At 53.4% G+C, this 24513-nt stretch carries 16 protein-coding genes and 1 tRNA gene; 13 read left to right on the forward strand and 4 right to left on the reverse strand.

Annotation, left to right across the window (positions count from 1 at the left end):
* The first annotated feature begins 53 nt into the window (after window positions 1-53).
* On the forward strand, window positions 54-680 hold the full coding sequence (locus QU597_RS01090; protein WP_310830979.1) for a hypothetical protein: 627 nt from the start codon (window positions 54-56) through the stop codon (window positions 678-680).
* A gap of 121 nt (window positions 681-801) precedes the next feature.
* Here the strand turns inward: QU597_RS01090 and QU597_RS01095 are convergent, their stop codons facing one another.
* A complete protein-coding gene (locus tag QU597_RS01095) occupies window positions 802-1203 on the reverse strand; it encodes a hypothetical protein (protein ID WP_310830980.1) in 402 nt (133 codons plus the stop codon).
* 206 nt (window positions 1204-1409) lie between these two features.
* Here QU597_RS01095 and QU597_RS01100 point away from each other — a divergent pair, with 206 nt between their 5' ends.
* Window positions 1410-5150 carry an alpha-L-arabinofuranosidase family protein gene (locus QU597_RS01100; RefSeq protein ID WP_310830981.1) on the forward strand — a complete coding sequence of 1247 codons (3741 nt, stop codon included), beginning with the start codon at window positions 1410-1412 and terminating at the stop codon, window positions 5148-5150.
* Between the two features lie 275 nt (window positions 5151-5425).
* Window positions 5426-7783, forward strand: a complete 2358-nt coding sequence (locus QU597_RS01105; RefSeq protein ID WP_310830982.1) for a bifunctional diguanylate cyclase/phosphodiesterase — start codon at window positions 5426-5428, stop codon at window positions 7781-7783.
* 448 nt (window positions 7784-8231) lie between these two features.
* Here QU597_RS01105 and QU597_RS01110 read toward each other — a convergent pair whose 3' ends face one another.
* Complete coding sequence (locus QU597_RS01110; RefSeq protein ID WP_310830983.1) at window positions 8232-10028, reverse strand: helix-turn-helix transcriptional regulator; 1797 nt, start codon at window positions 10026-10028, stop codon at window positions 8232-8234.
* 116 nt (window positions 10029-10144) lie between these two features.
* Complete coding sequence (locus tag QU597_RS01115) at window positions 10145-11167, reverse strand: DUF4037 domain-containing protein (protein WP_310830984.1); 1023 nt, start codon at window positions 11165-11167, stop codon at window positions 10145-10147.
* A gap of 138 nt (window positions 11168-11305) precedes the next feature.
* On the opposite strand from QU597_RS01115, the gene QU597_RS01120 reads away from it, so the two are divergent.
* Window positions 11306-11389, forward strand: a tRNA-Leu gene (locus tag QU597_RS01120).
* Between the two features lie 333 nt (window positions 11390-11722).
* Here the strand turns inward: QU597_RS01120 and QU597_RS01125 are convergent.
* Complete coding sequence (locus QU597_RS01125) at window positions 11723-12634, reverse strand: helix-turn-helix transcriptional regulator (RefSeq protein ID WP_310830985.1); 912 nt, start codon at window positions 12632-12634, stop codon at window positions 11723-11725.
* 158 nt (window positions 12635-12792) lie between these two features.
* Here QU597_RS01125 and QU597_RS01130 point away from each other — a divergent pair, with 158 nt between their 5' ends.
* The 9 genes from QU597_RS01130 to QU597_RS01170 all read left to right on the forward strand — a co-directional run bounded on the left by QU597_RS01130 (window position 12793) and on the right by QU597_RS01170 (window position 24507).
* Complete coding sequence (locus tag QU597_RS01130; protein ID WP_310830986.1) at window positions 12793-15957, forward strand: alpha-mannosidase; 3165 nt, start codon at window positions 12793-12795, stop codon at window positions 15955-15957.
* Between the two features lie 20 nt (window positions 15958-15977).
* The gene (locus QU597_RS01135; RefSeq protein WP_310830987.1) at window positions 15978-17120 is read left to right on the forward strand and encodes a glycoside hydrolase family 88/105 protein; all 1143 of its coding nucleotides are present in this window, start codon (window positions 15978-15980) and stop codon (window positions 17118-17120) included.
* A gap of 558 nt (window positions 17121-17678) precedes the next feature.
* Window positions 17679-18725, forward strand: coding sequence for an inositol 2-dehydrogenase (iolG, locus tag QU597_RS01140; RefSeq protein ID WP_310830988.1), 1047 nt, complete (start codon window positions 17679-17681; stop codon window positions 18723-18725).
* Between the two features lie 41 nt (window positions 18726-18766).
* A complete protein-coding gene (gene iolB / locus QU597_RS01145; protein ID WP_310833199.1) occupies window positions 18767-19597 on the forward strand; it encodes a 5-deoxy-glucuronate isomerase in 831 nt (276 codons plus the stop codon).
* 378 nt (window positions 19598-19975) lie between these two features.
* The gene (locus QU597_RS01150; RefSeq protein ID WP_310830989.1) at window positions 19976-20569 is read left to right on the forward strand and encodes a LacI family DNA-binding transcriptional regulator; all 594 of its coding nucleotides are present in this window, start codon (window positions 19976-19978) and stop codon (window positions 20567-20569) included.
* 5 nt (window positions 20570-20574) lie between these two features.
* Window positions 20575-20985, forward strand: a complete 411-nt coding sequence (locus QU597_RS01155) for a LacI family DNA-binding transcriptional regulator (protein ID WP_310833200.1) — start codon at window positions 20575-20577, stop codon at window positions 20983-20985.
* A gap of 32 nt (window positions 20986-21017) precedes the next feature.
* Window positions 21018-21641, forward strand: a complete 624-nt coding sequence (locus QU597_RS01160; RefSeq protein ID WP_310830990.1) for a class I SAM-dependent methyltransferase — start codon at window positions 21018-21020, stop codon at window positions 21639-21641.
* Window positions 21642-21904: 263 nt separating this feature from the next.
* Window positions 21905-22912 (forward strand): 5-dehydro-2-deoxygluconokinase, encoded by a 1008-nt coding sequence (iolC, locus tag QU597_RS01165; protein WP_310830991.1) that lies wholly within the window; start codon window positions 21905-21907, stop codon window positions 22910-22912.
* Window positions 22913-23046: 134 nt separating this feature from the next.
* Window positions 23047-24507, forward strand: coding sequence for a CoA-acylating methylmalonate-semialdehyde dehydrogenase (locus QU597_RS01170; RefSeq protein ID WP_310830992.1), 1461 nt, complete (start codon window positions 23047-23049; stop codon window positions 24505-24507).
* Window positions 24508-24513: the final 6 nt, after the last annotated feature.

Genomic DNA, 24513 nt, shown 5'->3' on the forward strand with positions numbered 1-24513 from the left:
AACCGATATATCAATAATGGATAACAGAAATAAAATTGAAAGGATAAACCATAATGGATGCTGACAACCGTCCGGTACATAATGAAATAATAGTGACACAAAGAGACGTAGATAATATTTTATTGTTTATCGGTTATATAATATTTGTCCTTATTGTGCTTCGCTATTTTGGCTTTGTCTCCCTGATATTGCTTAATGTATTGACTATATGGTATCTAAATAGGGTAAGAATGTTTGATAGAGTTGGATTGTTGCAACCGGTATTGTTAGGAGTTGTTATACAAAGTGCGTTTCCTTTCTTGATAGGTTTAAACTCTATCGATTACCTTATGATTGTCATAAAAATCTTTGCTTCATATGATGTGGAAGAGAATGTTCTCTATGTCATCCTAGCAGCCTTATATATGTTAATTACAGTGATTATCATTATATTCAACCATATTATCTTAAAAAAACATGTGAAATATAAGGAGAATTTAGGGCCTGCATTAGAAATAGGCAAACTTGTTATTTGGGAGAGTGGTCTTTTATTTAGTATTTTCATAATCACTGACGGGATAGAAGATGCTCACATTAAAGTTTCCTATTTGTTACTCCTTGCACCAATTATCCTGTGCAATCATGGGTTTAAATATGGGATTGAATTGGATAAGGTACGTGAATCTAAAGGGGGAATTTAATAGCTAAATATTTAAAGATATACCAGGAATTATTATGCGGGTAAAATTTAAGATAAAAGTAGATAAACAAGGACTGTTCCAAACCGCCGGTGTCATGGCGAACGGAACAGTCCTTTTGATGTTATTTGCCCATGAGTCCCTTAAGCCCCTCCATAAACGGGCGGATCTGCTTGATCATGCCGTAGCCCATCTTCACGACAGGCATTGCCCGCTGAATCATCCCGAAGAAGCGCAGCCCGCCGCCCATGATGCCGCCCAGGCCCGCGCCCCCGGCTCCTCCGGCTCCGCCAGCCCCGCCCAAGCCGCCAAACAGCGGCCCCAGAAGCGGCATAAACGCGGACACTTCCGCCCGCTCTGTTCTTCCCGATTTGGAACGGGAGCGCGGTACGGCGGAGAGGATCACAGCCTCCTTTTCACAGCCGGTTATCCATCCTACGTACGTCTGACCGTTTTGCAGCGTAATGCAGACCTTGCGGCCTTTCAGCTGTTTGGCCTGCTTACGGACTTTTGCTGAATTTCCCATCAAGGATCACCTCGCCTTCCTATTTACTTCTATAGTACACAGGGAATTGCAGACGGCTTGTGCTATCCGGACTAAAAAAATTGATCCGGTCTGTTCACAATTAACAGTTGAGAAATAAGCGCAGGATAGGGTAGTATATCAGTATACTATTTATATTTATGAATTGATTTATATTTATGTTAAATAAATGACAGGGAGAGACCATAATGACGAATTTCCGCGATCAGATCATTGCCCATTACAAGTTTGAGGATGCAGCACATACCGGTAAAGACAGCTCCGGCCAGGGGCGGGACGGAGCGGCTTACGGCCAAGTGGCACCAGCAGTCTCTGAGGTAAACGGCCGGATGGCTGTAACGTTTGCGGGAGGGGCCAGCGGTACTTCCTACGTCCAGCTTCCTGCTGATCTGCTTAAGGATGTAAGCGACAACACGGGCGTAACGGTAGCGGCGTGGGTCCACTTCGGCAAGGGCGCGAATGTCTGGGAGCGTATATTTGACTTTGGTAAGGGGGAAGCGGGACCTTATCTGTTCCTGACCCGCAACCTGCGCGGGACGCTGTCGGCCGGAGGCGATCTGGTTGTCGATCCGGGCAGAGGATTTGCCGGCGGCGAGTGGATGCATATCGCATTGTCGGTACTCGGAACCCAAGGCGGTACCTTAAGCAGCGCGGGTCCGGTAGTGTATGTGAACGGGGAAGCGGTGGCCGACGGCTCGATCAGCCAGACTTCCAGCGGCAACTACGCCCAGCTGCGCAGATGGTTCGAGTCGTTTACGGATGCGGATAACTATAGCCGGAACTTTATCGGCCGTTCGCAATATGAGGCCGATGCCGATTTTGCCGGATCGCTCTCCGATCTGCGGATTTATAAGGCCGGGCTGTCAATGGACGAGGTGATTGAAGTGATGTGCGAGTCTTTGAGTGATGAAGAGATCGTGAAGCTGGCCAGAGATAAGTATCTGTCGTTCCCGACCTCGATTGTTACGAAGGACCTGACTTTGCCGTCAGCGCTGATGGGCGGAAAAGTGAACGTAACCTGGTCATCGAGCCAGCCAACTGTGCTGTCCAATCAGGGTCAGATTCAGCAGATAGACGCGGCGCAGGCCGTAACGATTACCGCTGTGCTAAGCAGAGGTGCAGTTTCGATTGAGAAAAGCTTTGCCGTTTCCGTGCTTCCGCAGCATCTGCCGCCTTACACGCTGACCATCCATGGCAATCAGGAAGTGCTGGATGTCAGCGAAGTGATGTACGGCCTGTTCTATGAGGATATTAATAATGCGGCGGATGGCGGGATCTATGCTGAGCTGGTGCAGAACCGTTCGTTCGAATCCTTTGCCTTTGATACATATTCCCACGCCTCCGGAGAATGCGGCTGCTCCACCGGACGGAACCGGGAGCCGCTGTTTGCCTGGTCCGGTGATACAGACAAGATGGCTCCGCAGCATCACGGCGGACTAAATGAATTCTTCGGGATTACTGACAAGGACGTCAATTCCTATTATGTGACGGTGGCCGATGGCGCGACGATCCGTAACCGCGGGTTCGCCGATTCCAACCAGCACTGCGCGATGTCGGTCAAGACAGGAGACAAGTATGACTTCACGATCTGGGCAAAGGCGGAGTCGGCGGGTACAATCACTCTCCAGCTTCAAAATACTGACGGCGCTGCAATCAGCGATGCTGTCACCGTAGAAGTTGAAGGCGGGAACACCTGGAAGAAATACGGGGTAGAGCCGGGGATCGTATTAACGGGTTCTTCTACAGTTCTGGGCCAGCTGGCGCTGACCTTTGACGGTCAGATCTCCATCGATATGGTCTCGCTCATGCCGCGTGATGTCTGGGGTGCGGGGGAAGAACCCCGTTCGCAGTCCGCCCATTCCAACTATCAGGGCAACCCGAACTACAGGCTGAGAAAAGATTTGGTGAACGCGCTTGTCGACATGCATCCGAAGTTCCTGCGCTTCCCGGGCGGCTGTATCTCGGAAGGCTCCTTCATCTGGGAGAATGTCTATGACTGGAAGGATTCAATCGGCGACATTGAGCTGCGCAAAGAGAATTTTAACGTCTGGGGCTACATGATGACCATGGGCCTGGGCTATATGGAATATTTCCAGCTGGCCGAAGACCTGAATGCCACTCCGCTTCCGGTAATGGCCTGCGGCGTACTGTGCCAGGCCCGTTCGGACTATGCCCACCCGGCAGGCGGGAAGCTCCGCGATTACTATATCAAGAACTTTACCGATCTGATCGATTTCGCCATCAGCATGGACTTCGAGCACAATGAGTGGGCGGCAATGCGCCGGAAAATGGGCCATGAAGCACCGTTTGACCTGCGCTACCTGGGCGTCGGCAATGAGAACTGGGGCACGGAATTCTTCGCCAACTTCGAAGTATTCAAGACCTCTATCGATGCTTACATGGAACGGAATTATCCGGGATACACGCTGCACATTATCTCCACAGTCGGTGCCCAGGCGGATGACGATGCCTATCAGCAGGGCTGGAAGTTCCTGAGCGGCAATCTGAGCGGTTCGGCGGAGGTCGCTTTTGCCGACGGGCAGAAGGTCATTCAAGAAACAGTCACCTGGTACGGGCAGCAGCCGAATTACATGGATACTATTGCAGACGAGCATTACTACCGTTCTAATGAATATCTGCTCAAGAACGCAGACCGGTATAACTACTACTATAGAGCTTATCAGGCAGATGGCAGTATAGACTGGAAGGAAACCTCCAAGGTATTTGTCGGAGAATATGCTTCCACGGATAAAAATACACTGGCCGGCGCAGTCGCCGAGGCTGCGGTCATGACCGGCTTTGAAAATAACGCTGACGTCGTGCTGCTGGCCGCTTATGCGCCGCTGTTCAATAAAGTGCTGACGGACGGAACGTACCGCTGGACCCCGGACTGCATCTGGTTCGATGATGAGACTGTCTGGTTCACGCCGAACTATTATGTGCAGCAGCTCTATGCCAGGTATTTGGGCAATAAAGTACTGGCAACCTCCTTCTCCACGTACAAAAACGGCAAGCCTGCAGCGCTGATCCCGCACGGCGGGATTGAAATTGCCGCAGGCAATGCTGAGGTGCTGGTGAAACGTGTGACTGTAACCTCGAACAAGGACGGCAGTGTATTGCTCGAGCAAGACTTTACCCGGGAACTAAATCCGGCTTGGCAGGTCATCCCGGGTTCTGCAGGCAGCCAGCTGCAAGCCGGCGAAGGTCTTGTGCTGAAGGCGCAGAGCGGCGGCCGGAACGGTCTGTACCTCCTGAACGACAGCTGGAGTGACTATACAGTGGAAGTTGTTGCCTCGAAGGCCGCCGGCGAAGACGGTTTCTACGTAGGTGTGGGGTTAACGGATATTTCAGCAGAGAAGAAGGACGTTCTGGAGTATGCCATCGGCTATGGCGGCAATGCTACTGGCGTCAAGGTGTTTAAGGACGGTGTAGAGGCTTACACGCTCGGAGATTACTCCTCCAGTACGGCGGCGGGCAACCTGAGAGCAGCCAGCTATGAAGCCCTCGCTGACAACACCGATTACACGATTACTGTGAACTATGGCGGTGCGAACGGCTGCAATCTGATCTGCTCGTATACAGACGGTAAGACGGCAAGTAAGGTGCTTGATTACAAGCTGGAGGCTTACAACAGCGAAGTATTCAACTCGGTCACCAAGGATGCCGAGCATGTGTATGTGAAGCTGGTTAACCCGGCTGATGTAGCGAAGGCGACGGAGCTGAAGATTCAGGAGCTGAACGTAGAAGCTGCTGCGAAGCTGATTACGTTAACCGGCGACGCCTCGCTGGTTCATGTACCTAACGTCAATCAGAAGAATAATGAAAGAGTTGTTCCGCAGGAGCGCGGAATATCAATCGGGAATAATACAGTCATTCTTAACCTGCCGGCGAACTCAGTCAATGTGCTGGTGCTGGATTTGAAGGCGTAAGGTATAAATTATCCATAAGCTTTAGTATATCCTCCGGTAATTTTCCGGAAATAGAATCAGGCGGCCTCTTTAGGGGCCGCCATTTCTCTTATGCCAGCCGAAAGCTGCTGCCGGCTTCTATGACAATACGTATGGAGTTCAGGAGGTTTGCCCGGCATGTGTGTTTATTCAGTTACATGTCTATACATTCCGGGCGGAATCGTCGATATTAGTAATGAGAGATTACGCTGCTCGTCAGATTTACTATTTTGAAATCGATTTCCTAGGAGATTACCATGAAGCTGCGGACTAAGATTGTACTGTTTATTATAACGATTTCTTTGCTCGCCCTCGCCTCCACGTATGTGATTTCGCAGGAGATTTTTCTGGACCGGTTCACGGAGTTAGACCGGGAAGCGCTGGAAGGGCGCATGTCCGATATTATCCAGACCTACGAATCGGAGCTTCGGGGTATGAACGAGACGATGCTCAATTATTCGGCATGGGACGAGACCTATGATTATGTCTCCTCCCGAACGTCCGGGGACCTGCAGAATCCCTATATTCTCAGCAATTATGATGAGGGGACCTTCCAGAGCAACCGGTTTGATCTTATGGCACTGATCAACCAGAGCGGCAGTCCCGTCTATAGCGGCTTGTATGATTACAGCGGGGAGACGGTAGCACCGGTGACGCCGGAAATTGTCAGCATTTTTGGCGATATCCGGGAGCAGCTGGATCTCCTTACGAAACCAGAGGACCGTTTCGCCGGATTGGTCATCTTGAATGACGGTCCCATGCTGATTACCTTACAGCCTGTTCTCCACAATGATATGACAGGCCCCGTCGCCGGGATGGCGGTGGCCGGCCGGAAGCTGGACGATACAGAGATCAGCCGGGTCGGGGCCCTTAGTCCGTCCGGTATAACCGTAGAGAAGGCTTCTGGTGACCTGCTGAAGGAGAGCCGGGGGCAGAACATATGGGTGAGTTATTTGCCCGAAAACCGGCTGGAGGGTCATGCTGTTATCTACGATCTGTTCGGCAATCCGGGAATCGTGATTTCCATAGAGCAGCCGCGCCATATTTATGAAATCGGCAAAAAAGCGATGGCTAATTTCACGCTGTTCTTCGTAATCTCTACCCTGGGTATCTGCGTGCTCAGCCTGCTGTTCGTGAAACGTACCATTCTGTCCCGGATGGCGGCGCTGGTCCGCGGTATCAGGATTATCGGCAAAAGCCGTGATCTGTCGATCCGTCTCGATATCAGGGGACGGGATGAACTCAGTGAGGTAGAAGTGGAGTTCAACCGAATGATTTCCTCGCTCGAAACTGCACAGGAAGAGCTGCACCGGCAGGCTATGGTTGACCCGTTAACCCAGCTGCCAAACCGCGCATTCTTTTTTGAGACGCTGAACCGGGTTATTCAGAAAGCCAATCTCCAGGGCCGGCAGATTGTTCTGCTGTTCATCGACCTCGATCACTTCAAAGCGGTCAATGATACCTGGGGGCATGATTTCGGGGATGCGGTCCTCAAGCAGATCGCCGACCGGCTAGCCGGTGCTGTCGGACCGGATGATCTGGTGTCCCGGCTTGGCGGGGATGAGTTCACTATTCTTCTCTCGCGTTTTTCCGGTACAGAGGATATTCAGGCCCAGATCTCCAAAATCCAGCAAGTGCTGGCTGAACCGCATACGCTGAACGGCCAGTTATTTCATAGTACGGCGAGCATCGGGGTCAGCATCTATCCGCAGAATGGTGAGGACGCCGAACTTCTCGTCAAGGCCGCCGATTTGGCGATGTTTCAGGTCAAGGAGAACGGACGGAACAATATATACCGCTATTCGGAAAGGCTGGAAGAGGCTTTCAGCCGCAAAAAAGTGATCGGGAGACAGCTGCGCTCCGCCGTCGATAATGGGGAGCTGGAAATGCATTATCAGCCGATTCTCTCGGCATCGAAGCTTGATATCGTTAAGGTTGAGGCGCTGCTGCGCTGGAAAAGCCCAACGTTCGGGCCGGTGTCACCCGCCGAGTTCATTCCGCTGGCGGAAGCCGGCGGATCGATCCTCGGTATCGGCAACTGGGTGCTCCGCAAGGTCTGTGCAGACCTGCGCAGCTTCCAAGACCAAGGCATTCGGCTGAAGGCAGCCGTCAATATCTCGGGCCTGCAGCTCATGCAGCCCGGTCTGCCGGAGCAATTGAAGGAGGCGCTGGCAGACAACGGGCTTACAGCAGATAGCCTGGAGCTGGAAATAACCGAGACGATGCTGATGTCGGACGAATCCATCATCACCTCTCTCGCAGATCTTCGCAGCATGGGCTTTTGCATTTCGCTTGATGATTTTGGCACCGGCTTCTCGTCGCTGAGCTACCTGCGGACCTTCCCGGTAGATCTTATCAAGATTGACCGCTCCTTCGTAGCCGGTATTCAGCCAGGGGCTTCCGACGATACACTGGTCCGCGCGATCATCGAGCTCAGCCACAACCTCGGCCTGCGCGTTGTTTCCGAAGGCGTGGAACTGAAAGAACAGTTTGACCTGCTGTGCAATCTTGGCAGCGATGAGCTTCAAGGCTACTTCATCAGCAGACCGCTGCCGGCCCCGTCCCTGGTAGATTTTATTACAAGCTATACATCAGCTGCCTCCACAAGGGAGTGATACCTAACAGGGCGGTAGAGGGATTGTAATTGAGATCAAATCTGCGTCCGGTGAAGAAGCCTCACGGTAAGCAGTTGGAAGCGGCAGGTTAAGGCTTGATGGGTTTAGATATGAACAAAATACCGCACAAGGAAAGGGATGTTCCATAAGCCGGAAGATGGCTGTTTGGAACATCCCTTTTGTCCGGGAATCTACTGCTTGAACCTATAGAGATGCATTCTGTTGCACTTTCTACAGTAGATTCCCCTTAAATCTGACGTAATACTGAATCTGCTGCACTCTATACAATAGAATTTGGTGAAAACGATGATTTTGACCCGAAGTCCAGGAATCTACTGTACGAAATACAGCAGAAGGTGATTTACCCTGGAATATGGAGTCTTTCTATTGCAGTAAATGCAATCATTTAATCGTCCATCATCTGATATGAGAGATATAACATTCAAGTTCAACCTCTACTAATTTCTTGATGCTCCAGCAGCCGCCCGGCCAGCTCATCGCCCCGGCGTTCGAGTACAGCCACGCTCTGCAGAAGCTCCGCCTGCTGCTCCCGCTGGCCCTGGTCCCACAGTTGCTTAGGGGAAGCCTGTGTCTGCAGGACGGCAGGTTCAGTCATATGGCTGTAGAAATGGTCAAGCAGTGTGTGCATCTGTTCATATACGGCGGCCATTTCACTCAAGAGTGCGTAAGCAGCCGGACTGGGCAGGAGCGGCAGAGAGGCCTGCAAGTAGGCGGCAGCGCTTCTCCGGGCATCGTTTAACGCCATCATGCAGAAGTGATTTACGCTGTAGCGGCGAGTGAACGTCCCGGCATCGGCTGCCTGGTACCAGGCGTGATCAAGAAGGCCCTCCGTCCAGGCTGCCAAGGCGCTGTATCCCAGCTGGTAGCCGTGATTCTCTCCAGCCTGCATAGAGTCCAGCTTAACCTGGAGCGAAGCGAACAGGTTATCCAGCGCCGGCGGGGCAGCGTCAAGCCGTTCAATCCGGAGCAGCTTATACGGCCAATGGTCCACGTACAAGTAACCTTTGCTGGTCTCCATTGCTTCCCGGAATTCGGGATCCTCCTGCAGCTCATTAAAGGTCTCATCATCAAAATAGCTGCGGCACAGCAGGGTGCTGCCGTTATCGAGATATCCCGTAATGACTCCCCACTCGGGGGCGACCCTTAAGTTCAAGGCGACCGGCAGATGCCCCTTATGGAGGCTCTCCATGATTTGCTGCTTCTCCCGTCTGCGCTCCTCCGGCGTTAGGCGGTTCGCCCAGCTGGCCTCAAGCCCGTAGGCGTTGAAGGCTGGCTCGGCATAGTCGTAGGCGACGAGGGCGTCTGCTGCACTGTAGTCCCACACCGGGGCAAAAGCCACCCGCCAGCATGCTCCGGATACCCCCATAACCTCCTCATAGCGGGTATCTACACCCATAGCAGACAAGGAAGTATAAAGTGCCCCTGCCCAAGAACAATCCATTCCCTTGGCAAAACCCAGGCGGGCTACGTTCTCTACGATGTACTGCTGACGGGAAGACCCGTCCGCAAATAGCCTTGTCCGGTCAGGGCTGTAGTGGATCCGTTCCCCTTCCATGCAGCTGAGTGCATGAATCCCGTCCGCATTCAGATAGACGAGCAGCAGATATTCGTTGCCCTCATGTCCCATCCCGCTTGGAAAAAGCTCCTGATCTACCGTAAAATGCGGCCACTGAAAATAAGCGTAGTGCTTCATCTTCCCCAGTACATCCCGGCTGGCAAGTTCATTGCCGTAAGCGGCATGAACAATCTCCAGCTCGCTTTTGCCAAGGGTATAGCCTTTCGAATGTACATCGATCGCCAGGAGCTGGTCTTTCAGCACATAGGTGGAGTAGATGCCTGAGGGCGTCTCGTATTTGACGATGAGCAGTTTTACGCGGTCGCTGTGAATGGACTCCGGGAAGCTGTGATCGGTGATGGCCAAACTAAGCTTACTGCCGGTAATGAATTGGTTTACAAAATGAGTGACATCCTGCTGTTCGTATCCATCGGTATAGACCGCTGACAGAACAGTAAGCTCCTGCGGCAGCAGAATGCTGTCGATCGAATGGCCCAGAATGCTTGAGAGCAGCGGCAGGGTAGCCGTTTCAGGCAGGGACTTGCCGGTTTCCCACTTGGACACTGCCTGGGCGCTGACATGCAGCTGCTCCGCTAATTGCTCCTGCGACAATTGCTTTTCCCGGCGGAGCATGGCGATCCGCTTGCCTACTTTTTCACTACTAATCATATTTTTCTTCTCCCGAATTTGAATTCGACGTCGTAATTTCATTATAATTCCATCCGGCAGAATGAACAGCGATTGAAGGAGGGGGAACGGCGCAGGAAAAGCAACTGTAAGTTGATTTAGCGCTGCTGATGCAGTTCAGCATGTAACTGCTCAACAATGGCTGAGTGCCAGGCATACAGGCCGGCGGGACGGATGCACATGAACTTGTGTTTATCCACGATAATCAGGTCTTCAGTGAGGGTGGTGAAGCGGATAAACGGTTCTGCCGACAGCATGGATAAGCCCATCCTGCCGGTCCATGTTTCCAGGGGGAGGTTGTCATGAGCCAGCAGGAGCTCCAGCAGATCGTAGAACGTTTTGTGCATGATGTTTAACGGGTAGCCCGGGCATTCCTGGCTGATGATATAGGCATCCACTTCGCTCCAAATACGCTCAATGGCAGCTTGCCTTGCAATCAGGCTCTCCCGGGAGCAATCGCCGGTGCTCATGATCTGCATCAGTCCTGCTTCCCACCCCGCTGGAGTCCAGGGCAGGGTACGGCTCAGGTGAATCAGCCATTTCGCATGCGGTATATATTCGCGGTTCGCGATGAATACAGCCTCAATTAACTGAGTTGCGGCTGTATTCATCATGGCATGGCCCTGCAAGATATCTCCACGGTGGAGCCAGATATCCCCGGCCAGCCGGAAGTGCCACCAGCAGTTGAACATGAGGCCTTCTGCCTGTATACGTTCCGGCCGCTGTGCCAGCTTCTCGTTCATGAACCGGGCAATTTGTCCGGAAGGGTCATACAGAATCCTGGCGTAGGATAAATCCCACAAGGCTACACTGTCCCAAGGCTTCTTTTGCTCCTTGTCCAAATTCGAAATCTTGATATCGTAGAGATATTCGCCCAGCTTGGTGATCCCCAGCGGAAGCGGGGAGCGCCCGTTACTCCACTGCCCGTGCTGGCCGTCCTCCAGATACAAGACCAGATCGATCTCGGATAATTCATCGGCATACCCGCGTGAACATCCGCCGTTCAGGGTAATGCCGCAGACTCCATCCAAGGCAGTGAAATCCTGCAGCCGGTTATGGAGTTCTTTCTGCATGGACTCCAGCAGATTGGGGCTGGTTACCGTTACATATGGCCTGCTCATATACAATCACCTCATCCCTAATATATAGCAGCGCAGCGTGGAATTTCACTAGCGAGTTTATCTGAAAAATAAGAAATAGCTTGCAGAGTTCCGAAATTCATGATATATTAATTCCTGCACTGCAATAAACAATACTTTGCGGTCGTGGCGGAATTGGCAGACGCGCACGGTTCAGGTCCGTGTGGTAGCAATACCGTGGAGGTTCGAGTCCTCTCGACCGCATACTAAGAAAAAAAGCTTCCGAATGGCCCCTTGGGCGTTCGGAAGCTTTTTTTCATGTCTTCATTTCGTATCCTGAATTAGCTGTATAGATTGAACTCGAAAATAAACATTGAGGGAAAAGTGGCGGACGAGAAGTTTGGAACTGTAGGAGCGAATGCGTCCGCCTGAAAGCTTTCCGAAGGAAAGCTAGCATCGGAAGCATAAGCTATCCTCGGATTTCTACCGCGAAAAGCGGTTAAAATCAGGAAATCTGAGGATAACAGCGGCCGGAAGTCCAAACATTCTCTGGAGTCACGGCTAATCCCAAAATAGAAAAAGTCTATATAGCTTCGATCAGTAAGACAGAATGGCCGGGGCTGCGCCGGGGGAAGCCTGCTGCTTGCGGAATGCGGACGGAGACATGCCGCTCTGCTTATTGAAGATGCGGTTAAACTGCGAGAAGCTGTTGAAGCCGCACTGCTCGGCGATGGCGGAGATCTTGTGCCGGGTATGAATTAGCAGCTGCTGGGCCTTGCGGACCCGGGTCATCTGGATATACTCAGTCAAGGTAAAGCCGGTGACCGCCTTGAACTGGTGCGATAAATAGTAGGGGCTGATATAGAACTCCCTGGAGATCGAATCCAGGGTCAGCTCGCTGCTGTAGCGGCTATGGATGCATGCGGTAATCGAATATATTTTTTGCATGGTCGCGTTCCCGATTTCCTCCAGTACATAGCTATTCATCTCCCGCTGCTCGGTTAAAGCGCACAGAAACTGCTGGAACAGGCTGTGAATCAGCACCGGATTCAGCGGAGAAGCGTTGTGTGACAAGGTAAAAATGGCGTTAAGGGGATCGAACACGGCTCTGCGCGGCTCGCCCGTTAACCGGTAGATCGGGACTTCTTCTCCGAAAGGGAGCAGCATATTTTTGTAAGCGGTTTCGAAACCAGGTGTATTGGTGGGCACGGCAAAGTTGATGATCAGCCGTTTATGCGGCGGGCCTACAGGATACTGGGTCATATGCAGCCGGTACGGACGAAGCAGAACGATATCATATTGCCGCAGGGCATGTACGTTACCTTCGATGATATGGGTGGCCGTGGAATCGAGCAGAATATGAATTTCATAGAAATCGTGGTCATGCTGAAACTCCATATTGATATTGTGGGACCGCTGGTCATAGTCAAAATAGTAAAATAGCGGGTCAGCCGGAGTGTTGATGCGTACGCTATACCCTTGCTCATATAACAGGTCGCTTTCAAGCATATGCCCTCGCCGCCTTATTTTATAATTTACATGTATTATAGGTCCAGAAAAGCAAAAATTGCAATGTATGCGGTTTATTACAGCAATTAATGGATAGTTTTTGAGCGGGGAGATTTGCTATAGTGGCGATGTGAAAGCGGATACAAGGGGTGAGAGGGATGTTTTTGACCGAAGAAAAGCTGATCCGTCGCCAGGCCGAACTCGGAAAGTACAGATACCTCAAGGTTCTGGAGCTTACGGAACTGGAGCTTGCGGAGGATGAGGACGGGGCTAATGGTGTTTATCCGGGGGCTGTTGCGTTTGATGGCACAATCAGGCTGCATGAACACTGGCGCGGGCGTGACCGTTATGTCTGGCTGCGTGCCGTGGCGGTGCTTCCAGAGAGGAAGGCTGGCTTTAAGATTGCAGGAAGATTTGATTTCGGGAAGTCGGGGAGCTTCAATAACTCCGGGTTCGAATCGCTGCTGTTTGTGAACGGGGCGCCTTATCAGGGTGTGGATAACAACCACCGGGAAGTTATTTTTGACGATGAATTAGGCGGACAGACTGTGGAATTGGCCTTCCGGTTATGGTCAGGTCTGGAGGGCGGGGGGCCGCCCGCCCTGCAGGAGCACCGGATCAGCGAGGCGATGCTGGGTTATCTGGATGAAACGGTTGATGATCTGTTCTATATGTCGCAGGCGGCGCTGGACACCTTCCGCTATCTGGGCAGCGACCAGCCAGAGAAGCAGTGGCTGAAAAAGGCGCTGAACGACGCATTCAATGAAATTGACTGGTCTGAACCCGGCTCGGAAGATCATATCCGCTCGCTGTACCGGGCAAATGTCAGCCTGAACCAGGCGGTTGAGGCCATGCCGCGGACCTTTGATGTGACGGTTACGGCCTTGGGCCATACCCATATTGATGTTGCCTGGCTGTGGCGGCTGAAGCATACGCGGGAGAAAACAGCACGTTCCTTCTCGACCGTGCTCCGGCTGATGGAGGAATTCCCGGAATATCAGTTCCTGCAGACACAGCCGCAATTGTACGACTATCTGGAGCGTGATTATCCCGAGCTGTTCGGGCGGATCACAGAGCGGATTAAGGAAGGCCGCTGGGAGGCGGAAGGGGCGATGTGGCTGGAGGCGGATTGTAATATTCCGTCCGGCGAGTCGCTGGTCCGCCAGATACTGGCGGGCAAACGCTATCTCCGTGAGCAGTTTGGAATCGAGAGCAAATACCTGTGGCTGCCGGATGTATTCGGGTACAGCTGGGCACTGCCGCAGATTCTGCGGGGGTCGGGTATAGACACGTTCATGACGACCAAAATCAGCTGGAACCAGTTCAACCGGATGCCGCATGATACCTTCTGGTGGCGGGGGATGGATGGCTCGGAGGTTCTGACGCATTTCATCACAACCTCGGAGAAGAACGGGGATGCGTATACGTATAACGGCCGGATGACGGCTGCGCTGCTGCGCGGAATCTGGAATTCGTATCAGGATAAGGAGATCAACGATCATCTGCTGTTTGCTTACGGATGGGGTGACGGGGGCGGCGGGCCTACGCGGGAGATGCTGGAGCTTCGGCGGCGTTTCGATAAGCTTCCGGGGATGCCTAAGCTTCAGACGGGCAGCGCGGGGGAATATTTCACCGGACTGCATGAGCGTATCCGCGGTGCTGAATCACGGGTGCATACCTGGAACGGCGAATTATACTTTGAATGCCACCGGGGTACCTATACCTCGCAAGCACGCAATAAAAAATACAACCGTCGCCTGGAGCTGCTGCTCCGCGATGCGGAGTGGCTGCACACGCTGACAGGTGTAAGACGCGGCAATCTTGAAACGGCTTATCCTGCGGCTGAACTGCGCGGGATTTGGGAGATCCTGCTGCGCAACCAGTTCCATGACATTATCCCGGGTTCGTCGATCAAAGAGGTGTACGAGGACAGTGACCTTGAATATGCGGAAGGGGAGGCGCGGTCGCTGGCTTTAATTAACGGCAGCGTCGGCGGGGAAGAAGCCGGTTACGGCAGCCCTCAGGGCAGCAGCTGTAGCGGCGGTTCTGAGGGGGAGAAATACTTCACGCTGCTGAACAGCTCGACCTGGGACCGTCCGCGTTATCTTGAACTGGCAGGCGAAGCGGACGATCCGGCCGGTATCCGGGACCGTGCCGGGAAGCTGCTGGAGCAGCAGCCGACGGCAGATGGCGGAAGGCTGGTGTATATTCCTTCCGTGCCTGCACTTGGCACAGCCGTGCTTGTATCGGAGCCGGCGGATGCCCGGGCTTCTGAATCGGGGCAGCTTGCGGCTATTGCCGGCCGCCGGCTGACCACTCCGCTGGTCGAGGCGGCCTGGAATGATCAGGGCCATTTCACTTCGATCCGGGACCTTCGGAATGACCGTGAGCTTCTGGCGCCGGGGCAGCGCGGCAATGTGCTTCAAGTGTTCGAAGACAAGCCGCTGGATTATGAGGCCTGGGACATCGACATCTTTTATCAGGAGAAGATGACGGAAATCTCGCAGCTTACAGAGTGCAGGGTGACCGAGAACGGTCCGCTGCGGGCAGTGCTGCGCATGGCTTGGACGTATCACCGTTCAGTGATCACCCAAGACATCATCTTCTACCGTGATACGGCCAGAATGGATTTCCGGACTGTCATCGACTGGCAGGGGCATAACCAGCTGCTGAAGACGGCCTTCCCGGTCGATATCCACGCGCTGGAAGCGACTTATGATATCCAGTTCGGCAATGTCAAACGGCCGACTCACTGGAATACGAGCTGGGATTACGCCCGTTTTGAAACAGTAGGCCACCAGTGGGCCGATGTCAGCGAGAAAGGATATGGCGTAGCTCTGCTCAATGACTGCAAATACGGCTATGACATCAAAGACCGTGTACTGCGGTTAACCCTGCTGAAATCGGCCGTTCATCCCGATCCGGAACAGGATCAGGGGCATCACGCCTTTACGTATGCGCTATATCCGCATACCGGTGATTTTGTAGAAGGCGGAGTGGTCCAGGAGGCCTGGGAGCTGAATAATCCCCTGCGTGCTGTACCGGGACAGCTGGAAGGCGAGCCGCTGTTCTCCATCGGAGGCGGACATGTGCTGGTCGATGCCGTCAAGCGCTCGGAAGATGGTGCCGATATTATACTGCGCCTGCATGAATATGCCGGTTCGCGGACTCAGGTGCGTATAGAGAGCGCCTACTCCATCGCATCCTGGCAGGAGTGCAATTTAATGGAGGAGCCGCAGGGCGAATGGCGGGAGGACGGCTTGTCCTTCCAGATCAAGCCTTACGAGATCAGGACGTTTAGAATCAAGCTGCGGCAGGTGTGAATATGAGAGGAGAATATGGCATGGCGGGAGCAGGAGAGGGGCAACAGATGGTGAACAGCCGGGTGAACAAGGACGAGATAACTGGAAAGCTAAATCGTGTAACGGAGAAGCTGCTGAAGCTTGACCGGCCGGACAACGAAGCTGAATTACAGAACCTGGGGGAGGATGCGGGGCGGCGGGGGTATTTCGCCCGGGATTTCGGCATGGAGGAGTGGGACTGGCCGCAGGGCGTGGGACTCTATGGTCTGCAAAAGCTGGAGCGGCATTTCGGGGACGGCCGGTATACGGCTTATGCCAAGCCCTGGATGGCCCGCCAGCTGGAGAAAGGACTGCCCAGCCGGAACATCAATACGACTGCCCCGCTGCTGTCGCTGATGGAACTGGCGGAAGCTGAGGAGCTGAGTCACGAATGGGTAAACTGGCTGATGAATGGCCTGCCCCGCACACTGGAGCAAGGTTATCAGCATGTGACAACGGGTGCAGACAAGAGTGAAATTACACTCCATGAGAATGAAATCTGGATCGATACGCTGTTTATGGCGATTCTGTTCACGGCGAAAATGGGTGTGAAATACGATAATGCGCAGTGGCGGCAGACGTCCCTGCACCAGCTGCTGCTGCATATTAAATACCTGTATGACAAAAAGACAGGCCTGTTCTTCCACGGCTGGCATTTTGGCGGGCGGCATAATTTCAGCGAAGCCTTCTGGTGCCGCGGTAATGGCTGGTTCACGCTCGGACTGCCGGAGTATCTGGAGCTGATGCGCCCGTATCTGGACAGCGGAGTCTTCACGTATCTTCAGCAGATTCTGCAGGCACAGGCAGAGGCCTTGTTGGCCTGTCAGAGTGCAGACGGACTGTGGCATACACTGCTGGACGATCCGGGGAGTTACACCGAAACGTCCGGATCAGCAGCCATAGCAGCCGGTATTCTGCATGGTGTACGCAGGGGGCTGCTGCCGGAGGCCTATGCAGAACCGGCTCTGGGCGCGATTCAGGCGGTGCTGGACCGGATTGACGATGAAGGCACAGTGCTTGGCGTATCGGGCGGCACGCCGATTGGTGCAGCCAAGGAAGATTATAAAGGAATCATTATTGCCCCCATGGCCTACGGTCAGGCGATGGCTCTGGTCGCGCTCGGTGAAGCTCTGCATTACTGCTGAGGTTTGTGCTGGACTGTAGATCCCTGAATATTCTCTAATAAAGGTAGGAGTATGATGCTTCGGGTGATTGTGTTGCTACATTCGATGGAACAGAAGGGAAGGGTTTCGTGGCAAAGTATGTCATGGAACGGGAGGCTCCAAAGATTAGTTTGATTTTCTCCATCTAATTCGACCGTTTTCCATAATTTATAATGTTTAGTTGGAAAAACTCCATCTATTCCGGGCCAAAGGCCCTCTATGGGGCGAATTCGATACAATGAAGTGGAGTTTTTCCAACTAGCCTTCTAATCCTAGCGTTGGAGGACGAAAGAGGTGGAGAAATTCCACTTAGCCTGATCAGAAGCATGTACCTTGCAAAACAATTTTTCATAAGGTTCTGATGAAGAACAGGCCTGCACAAACAGTGTGCTGCAATACTACGAGTCTGTGCGGGTCTCTAATTAGCTGTAAATAAAATGCGGTACAACCCGGCGAAAGATTTGCTTGTAGCTTCCGGATACATGGAGTATACTATTGTCGGGAAGGTTAAGCGCTTACCCTCTGAGGAGGATAAGTGATATGGTAAAACCAATCGTAGTTGGCATTATCGGCGCCGGGAGAATCGGCCGCCTGCATGCGCATAATCTGCGTGTGATGCCGTCGTTTACACTGAAGTCGATTGCCGAGGCTGTAGTGAGCGAGGATTTGCTGGCCTGGGCGGAGAGCCGCGGCCTGGGCCCGGTATTCGTGGATGCGGAAGATATTCTGAATGATCCGGAGATCGAGGCGGTGTTCATCTGCACACCAACAGATACCCACGCCGACTGGATTGAGCGGGCTGCCCGCGCCGGGAAGCATATTTTCTGCGAGAAGCCGATCAGCCTGTCACCCCAGCAGACCAGCCGGGCGCTGCAGATTGCAGAGGAAGCAGGCGTGCTGCTTCAGGTCGGCTTTAACCGCCGGATGGACCCGAGCTTCCGTAAGCTTAAGCAGCTGGTTCAATCCGGAGAGCTGGGCAGTCCGCATATTGTGAAGATCACTTCACGGGATCCTCAGCCTCCCGGCGAGGGTTATGTGCGCTCCTCCGGCGGCATGTTCATGGATATGACGATTCACGATTTCGATATGGCCCGTTATCTGATGGGCGAGGAAGTAACCGAAGTCTACACTCGTGGGGCCAATCTGGTTGATCCGATGTTCGGGCGCTGCGGCGATGTGGACACGGCCGTCATCACGCTGACCTTCGCCAGCGGAGCGATCTGTGTCATTGATAACAGCCGGAAGGCGGTCTATGGCTATGATCAGCGGGTCGAGGTGTTCGGCTCGCTCGGCTCGGCCACTGCAGACAATTGCCGCCCGACGACAGTAGAGGTATCCACCGCGGCTTCGGTCACCCGCGACCAGCCGCAGCATTTCTTCCTGGAGCGGTACAACCAGGCCTTCACCGATGAAGTTGCCGCGTTTGCCCGCACGATCCGCCTGCAGGAGCCGCTCATCTGCAGCGGGCTTGACGGCCAGCAGGCCGAGCGGCTTGCCGTAGCTGCTAAGGAATCGCAGCGGACCGGGCTTCCGGTCAAGCTGTCTGTTAGCGCCGGAGAGGGACGATCAGAGATGCAAGCCTTGTAAGCGGATGCATACCTTGAAGACCGAGGAGGACGGTGATGAAGATGTCTGATCTAATCATTAAGGCCGGTGCGCCCGGCAAGGATGGACTTGTGGCCGCGGTGAGCAAGGAGAGCGCCGGATGGAAATACGTAGGGTTTGAAGTGTATCAGCTGCAGGCCGGAGATGTGCTTAAGCGCAGCGCCGAAGGGAACGAGATCTGCCTCGTGCTGCTGGCCGGTAAGGCGGATGTTAAGGTGGACGGCCAGCTGTTCGCCGGTATCGGCGGGCGCATGTCCGTCTTTGAGGATATGCCGCCGTATGCGGTATATGTTCCTGCGGGAGCGCATTATGAGGTTACGGCTCTGAGTGAGCTGGAGCTAGCAGTCTGCCTTGCCCCGGGGACGGGTAAGTATGCCCCGAGGCTGATCGCCCCGTCCGACGCTGTGGCAGAGGACCGCGGCTATGGAAGTATGTCCCGCCGGGTAGTCAACATCCTGCCTGAGAGCAGTGAAGCCGAGAGCCTGCTGGTTGTTGAAGTGCGCACGAGCGGGGGCAACTGGTCCAGCTATCCTCCGCACAAGCATGACCAGGATAATCTGCCGGCAGAGTCCTATCTGGAAGAAACGTATTATCACCGGGTAAATCCCGCCCACGGCTTTGTGGTGCAGCGGGTATACAATGACGATAGAAGCCTTGATGAGACGATGGCCGTAACGGATCGCAGCATTGTGCTCGTTCCGGAAGGCTACCATCCGGTATCCGCCCCGCCGGGCTACGATTCTTATTATCTGAACGTAATGGCAGGTCCGGTCCGTACTTGGGTCTTCCATAACGACCCGGAGCATGAGTGGCTATTCGAGGCGCAGCAGCAACGCCCGGACAAACAGGAATAATCAAGGCAGATCCAAGAGGGGCTTCCGGAATGGCGGAGGCCCCTCTTTGCGTAGTCTGATGATGATCTGTGGACAACTCCCGGCACGGCTTCATAGACACCGTCTGGCGAGTTCCCTATAATCTATATAAGTTGAACTGAAAAAACATAAAAAAGGTAGGAGTACGGAGGGGAAGTTTGGAACTGGAGGAGCGAACGCGTCCGCCTTTGTCTGCGGATTTCAACCGCGAAGAGCGGTAAAATCGAGAGATCTGCAGACAACAGCGGCCGGAAGTCCAAACATTCCCCGCAGTTACGACCAGTACCCTAATATGAAAGTCTAAAGTTCAACCTATAATAGGTATAAGATTGCATGAACGCAAAGGCGGGCTTACTAACGATGAAACCTACGATATATGATGTGGCACGGGAAGCGGGGGTCTCCATCGCTACGGTGTCCAAAGTGTTGAATAAGAGCGGGAGGATCAGCGACAAGACGCGGGAGAAGGTGGACCGTATCATGGCGGAGCTGAATTATCAGCCGAGTCTGGTAGCCTCTGCGCTGACGAGCCGAAGGACAGGAACGATTGGGCTGATGATTCCGGATATCGCCAATCCATTTTTTGCGGAGGCAGCACGCAGTATTGAAGATTACGCACAGGAACAGGGGAGCGACTTAATCGTGTGCAGTACGGACCGGAACGACGAGAAGGCGGCCAGATATATCTCGCTGCTCTTGCGCAAGCGGGTGGATGGTCTAATCATTGCTTCCCATACCGGCAATCCTGACATGATCCGCCGTCTGCTGGCTGATCATGTGCCGCTAGTGCTGTTCTCGGCGGATATCCGCATGATGGAGAGCAACTCTGTTACGGTGGATGATTACAAAGGCGGCTATCAGGCGACAGAATATTTGCTGTCCTTAGGGCATCGCAAACTGGGCATTATATCCGACAATTTGCGGGGAGCAAGCTGCGTGCTGAGGGCTTCCTAGATGCGCTGAAGGCGGCGGGTATCCCCTTCGACAATCCGGCGAATATCACGCATACTTCGGCTACGCTTGAGAACGGCCGCAAAGCCGCCGCCGCGATGCTGGGCCAGACGGAGGCGGAGCGGCCGACAGCAGTGTTCGCCTGCAACGACCTGCTCGCTATCGGGGTATTGAAGGAGGCGCGCAGCGCGGGTCTGTCCATTCCCCGGGATCTGTCCGTAGTGGGCTTTGACAATACGATGCTGGCTGACATTTGCCATCCCACTTTAACCAGCATTGCCCAACCCCTGCGCGAGATGACGGAGCAGGCCATGATTCTGCTGAACCAAGCCATTGACAACCCGGAGATGCCGAGGCGCAAAATCATGCTGATGCCTGAGCTGGTTGTCCGTCATTCCACGGGTCCGGTACCGGGTTGAAAGAGAAAGATATCTTAAGGAGTTGGGCGTAGGTGTCAATCCATGAGAAGGTACAACAGTGGGAACGGGAAGAGGGCGTCAGGCTCTTTCAAAATCTCGGTCTGCCCCGCAATGCGGCGATTTTAGATTATGGATGTGGATTTGGTCATTATTCAATAGCCGCTTCAAGGTTTCTGGGAGGCAAGGACGGACAGGTATATGCAGTAGATATCAATAAGGATTGCCTGAAACATGTTTCTAAGGTAGCTGATGAGGAAGGTTTGGTAAATATTATAACTGCCGGAGGGAACAAGGATTATAGCTTTAACTTTTCAAATGATGTTTTTGACATGATCATGTTCTATGATCTCTTGCATGGCGATGGATTTCATAGATTCACCCTGTATGAAGAGGCTTCAAGAACTCTGAAAAAAGGCGGAATCTTGTCGATCCTGCCGTTCCATCTGTCAAACTTCCGGGATAAGGAAGGAAAGAAAACAAGCTACTCCTACCGTAAATTGGTCTTGGAAGCTCAAGATTATGGGTTTACGGAAATCGGCGAAAAGCCGCTGGGCATTCATTTTGAGAAATATCACAGCGCATATTATATAAATAAAGGCGGAGTTGAATTCGAGAATTTGGAAAGAGCAGAAATTTTGAATTTGCAAAAAAACTAAGGTTCAAGTTCATAAGCTTGGCACCTGAAAGGCCGGTCTAGTACATAGACTGGCTTTTTTGCGTGTCTTGTAAGGCTGGTGTGCAAGTGTGATGATAGCGCTTCAAATTTGGGATTGCCAAACTTGAACTTCTAAACTATACTAAAGGGGAAAATTAGGTTAAGCGCTTACCCTTCCCCGGTAATGATTTGTATTGGTTTTGTTGAACGGGCAGTAGTTGTTCCGGTCCCTTTTCTCTGAAGCTTTTTCAAGGAGGCGTCACTATGAACGGTTTACAGTTTGATCCCGCCCGGCCGCTGGACTTAATCGCCGTCGGCCGGCTCTGTATTGACTTGAATGCCAATGAAACTGGCAGACCTATGGAAGAGACCATGACCTTTACCAAATATGTCGGCGGCTCGCCTGCCAATATCGTAATCGGCACGGCCCGGCTGGGCCTGCGCACTGGCTTCATCGGCAAGCTTGCCAATGACCAGATGGGCCGGTTTATCCGCACCTATCTGCAGCAGAATGGCATTGATGACAGCCAGGTGAGCGTGGACCGCACCGGTGCGGTGACAGGGCTTGCTTTTACCGAAATTAAGAGTCCGCAGGAATGCAGCATTCTGATGTACCGGGATCATGTGGCGGATCTGCTGCTGAATACTGGGGAGATCTCGGAGGATTACATCCGGCAGGCCAAGGCGCTGCTGATCTCCGGCACCGCCCTGGCGCAGAGTCCCTCCCGTGAGGCAGTGTTTCTGGCACTGGAGTTTGCCCGCAAACATAACGTCACAGTATTTTTCGATCTGGATTACCGCCCGTATACCTGGAAATCGGCCGCAGAGACGGCTGTCTACTATAATCTGGCTGCCGAGAAATGCCACTGCATCATCGGTACCCGCGAGGAATTCAATATGATGGAGAGCCTGTACAATGTGGCAGACGAAGACGATGAAAGTACGGCCAGCCGCTGGTTCTCGCATCAGGCGAAGCTGGTTGTCATCAAGCATGGCGGCAGCGGCTCGATCTCTTATACAGCAGACGGGCAGAGTCACCGGAGCGGTATTTTCCCGGCCAAGGTACTGAAAACGTTCGGCGCCGGCGATTCTTATGCCTCCGCCTTCATCCACAGCCTGATGCACGGAGATAGTGTCAGTGAAGCCATGCGCCGCGGCAGTGCTTCGGCCTCCATCGTCATCTCCCGCCACAGCTGCTCGGACGCGATGCCGACCCTGGATGAATTGGAAGCGTTCTTACTGACAAATGAGGAGATCACTTCAGGTGCTTAGTGAGAAGGGGCTTGAGACCGGAGAACAGAGGTTAGCACCAAAGGTAGCAAAGAGAGCAAAGGGAGTACCAAACATCGAAAAACTATGCCATAGATCAGCAGCAGTACATCATTAGAGCCGAGGGAGTGGACAGAATGGCACAGCAAACCGTGCAAGTACTAAACAACTATATAGACGGGCAATGGGTAGAGGCGGATACGAAGCTGACAGAGCCGGTGTTTAATCCGGCCACTGGTGAGGAGCTGGCCAGAGTTCCGTTGTCCGGCAGAGCCGATGTTGACCGGGCCGTGGCGGCGGCGAAAGCGGCTTTTGCCGACTGGTCCAAAACGCCGGTGCCGCGCAGAGCGCGGATTTTATTCAAATATCAGCAGCTGCTCGTAGACCATTGGGAGGAACTGGCGAAGACCATTACGCTGGAGAACGGCAAAAGCTTCAAGGAAGCCTACGGCGAGGTCCAGCGCGGTATTGAGTGTGTGGAGTTCGCGGCTGGTGCGCCGACACTGATGATGGGCCGGCAGCTGCCGGATATTGCGACAGGTATTGAGTCCGGGATGTACCGCTATCCCATCGGGGTGGTCGGCGGGATTACGCCGTTTAATTTTCCGATGATGGTACCCTGCTGGATGTTCCCGCTGGCCATTGCCTGCGGCAACACCTTTGTGCTGAAGCCTTCGGAGCGTACCCCGCTGCTGGCGGCGCGCCTTATTGAACTGCTGGCGGAAGCCGGACTGCCGAAGGGTGTGCTCAATGTAGTTAACGGTGCGCATGAGGTGGTCAACGGGCTGCTGGAGCATCCTGATGTGAAGGCAATTTCTTTTGTCGGATCGCAGCCGGTGGCTGAATATGTCTACAAAAAAGGAACAGCCCACCTGAAGCGGGTTCAGGCGCTGGCCGGGGCAAAAAATCATTCCATCGTCCTGGCAGACGCGAACCTTGAAGCTTCCGCAAACCAGATTGTGAATGCGGCCTTCGGCTCAGCCGGAGAGCGCTGCATGGCTTGCTCAGTAGTGACGGTGCAGGAGGAGGTTGCTGATGAGCTGATCCGGGTCCTGCTGCGTGAATGTGACGGTATGACTATTGGTAACGGGCTGGACGAAGATACGTTTCTCGGACCAGTGATCCGCCAAGGCCATAAGGACAAAACCGCCGCTTATATTGATCAGGGTGTGGCTGAAGGAGCGAAGCTGCTCAGGGACGGCCGGGAAGATGCTGCTGTGCAGGGAGAGGGTTATTTTATTGGCCCGACGGTGTTTGACGGGGTGACCCGGGAGATGAAGATCTGGCAGGAGGAAATTTTTGCGCCGGTGCTGTCGGTAATACGGGTCAAAAATGTGGAAGAGGCGGTGGAGATCGCCAATAGCTCGCGTTTTGCCAACGGGGCTTGTATTTTTACGAATGACGGCGGGAAAGTACGCTATTTCCGGGAGCATATCGAGTCAGGCATGCTGGGGGTTAATGTCGGGGTACCGGCGCCGATGGCCTTCTTCCCCTTCTCCGGCTGGAAGGATTCCTTCTACGGTGATCTTCATGCAAACGGAAGCGATGGAGTTGAATTCTACACCCGCAAAAAGGTCGTTACTGCCCGCTGGCAGTAGAACAGG

It is taken from the genome of Paenibacillus pedocola (assembly GCF_031599675.1).
In the GTDB taxonomy this organism is placed as follows: Bacteria; Bacillota; Bacilli; order Paenibacillales; family Paenibacillaceae; genus Paenibacillus_AQ; species Paenibacillus_AQ pedocola.

What these genes read in the sequence shown, in the direction of transcription:
- QU597_RS01150 (WP_310830989.1), top strand. Translation starts at nt 19,976, where the DNA reads ATGAAACCTACGATATATGATGTGGCACGGGAAGCGGGGGTCTCCATC.
- iolB (WP_310833199.1), top strand. Translation starts at nt 18,767, where the DNA reads ATGTCTGATCTAATCATTAAGGCCGGTGCGCCCGGCAAGGATGGACTT.
- iolG (WP_310830988.1), top strand. Translation starts at nt 17,679, where the DNA reads ATGGTAAAACCAATCGTAGTTGGCATTATCGGCGCCGGGAGAATCGGC.
- QU597_RS01090 (WP_310830979.1), top strand. Translation starts at nt 54, where the DNA reads ATGGATGCTGACAACCGTCCGGTACATAATGAAATAATAGTGACACAA.
- QU597_RS01135 (WP_310830987.1), top strand. Translation starts at nt 15,978, where the DNA reads ATGGCGGGAGCAGGAGAGGGGCAACAGATGGTGAACAGCCGGGTGAAC.
- QU597_RS01095 (WP_310830980.1), bottom strand. Translation starts at nt 1,203, where the DNA reads ATGGGAAATTCAGCAAAAGTCCGTAAGCAGGCCAAACAGCTGAAAGGC.
- QU597_RS01110 (WP_310830983.1), bottom strand. Translation starts at nt 10,028, where the DNA reads ATGATTAGTAGTGAAAAAGTAGGCAAGCGGATCGCCATGCTCCGCCGG.
- QU597_RS01125 (WP_310830985.1), bottom strand. Translation starts at nt 12,634, where the DNA reads ATGCTTGAAAGCGACCTGTTATATGAGCAAGGGTATAGCGTACGCATC.
- QU597_RS01100 (WP_310830981.1), top strand. Translation starts at nt 1,410, where the DNA reads ATGACGAATTTCCGCGATCAGATCATTGCCCATTACAAGTTTGAGGAT.
- QU597_RS01170 (WP_310830992.1), top strand. Translation starts at nt 23,047, where the DNA reads ATGGCACAGCAAACCGTGCAAGTACTAAACAACTATATAGACGGGCAA.
- QU597_RS01130 (WP_310830986.1), top strand. Translation starts at nt 12,793, where the DNA reads ATGTTTTTGACCGAAGAAAAGCTGATCCGTCGCCAGGCCGAACTCGGA.
- QU597_RS01115 (WP_310830984.1), bottom strand. Translation starts at nt 11,167, where the DNA reads ATGAGCAGGCCATATGTAACGGTAACCAGCCCCAATCTGCTGGAGTCC.
- QU597_RS01105 (WP_310830982.1), top strand. Translation starts at nt 5,426, where the DNA reads ATGAAGCTGCGGACTAAGATTGTACTGTTTATTATAACGATTTCTTTG.
- iolC (WP_310830991.1), top strand. Translation starts at nt 21,905, where the DNA reads ATGAACGGTTTACAGTTTGATCCCGCCCGGCCGCTGGACTTAATCGCC.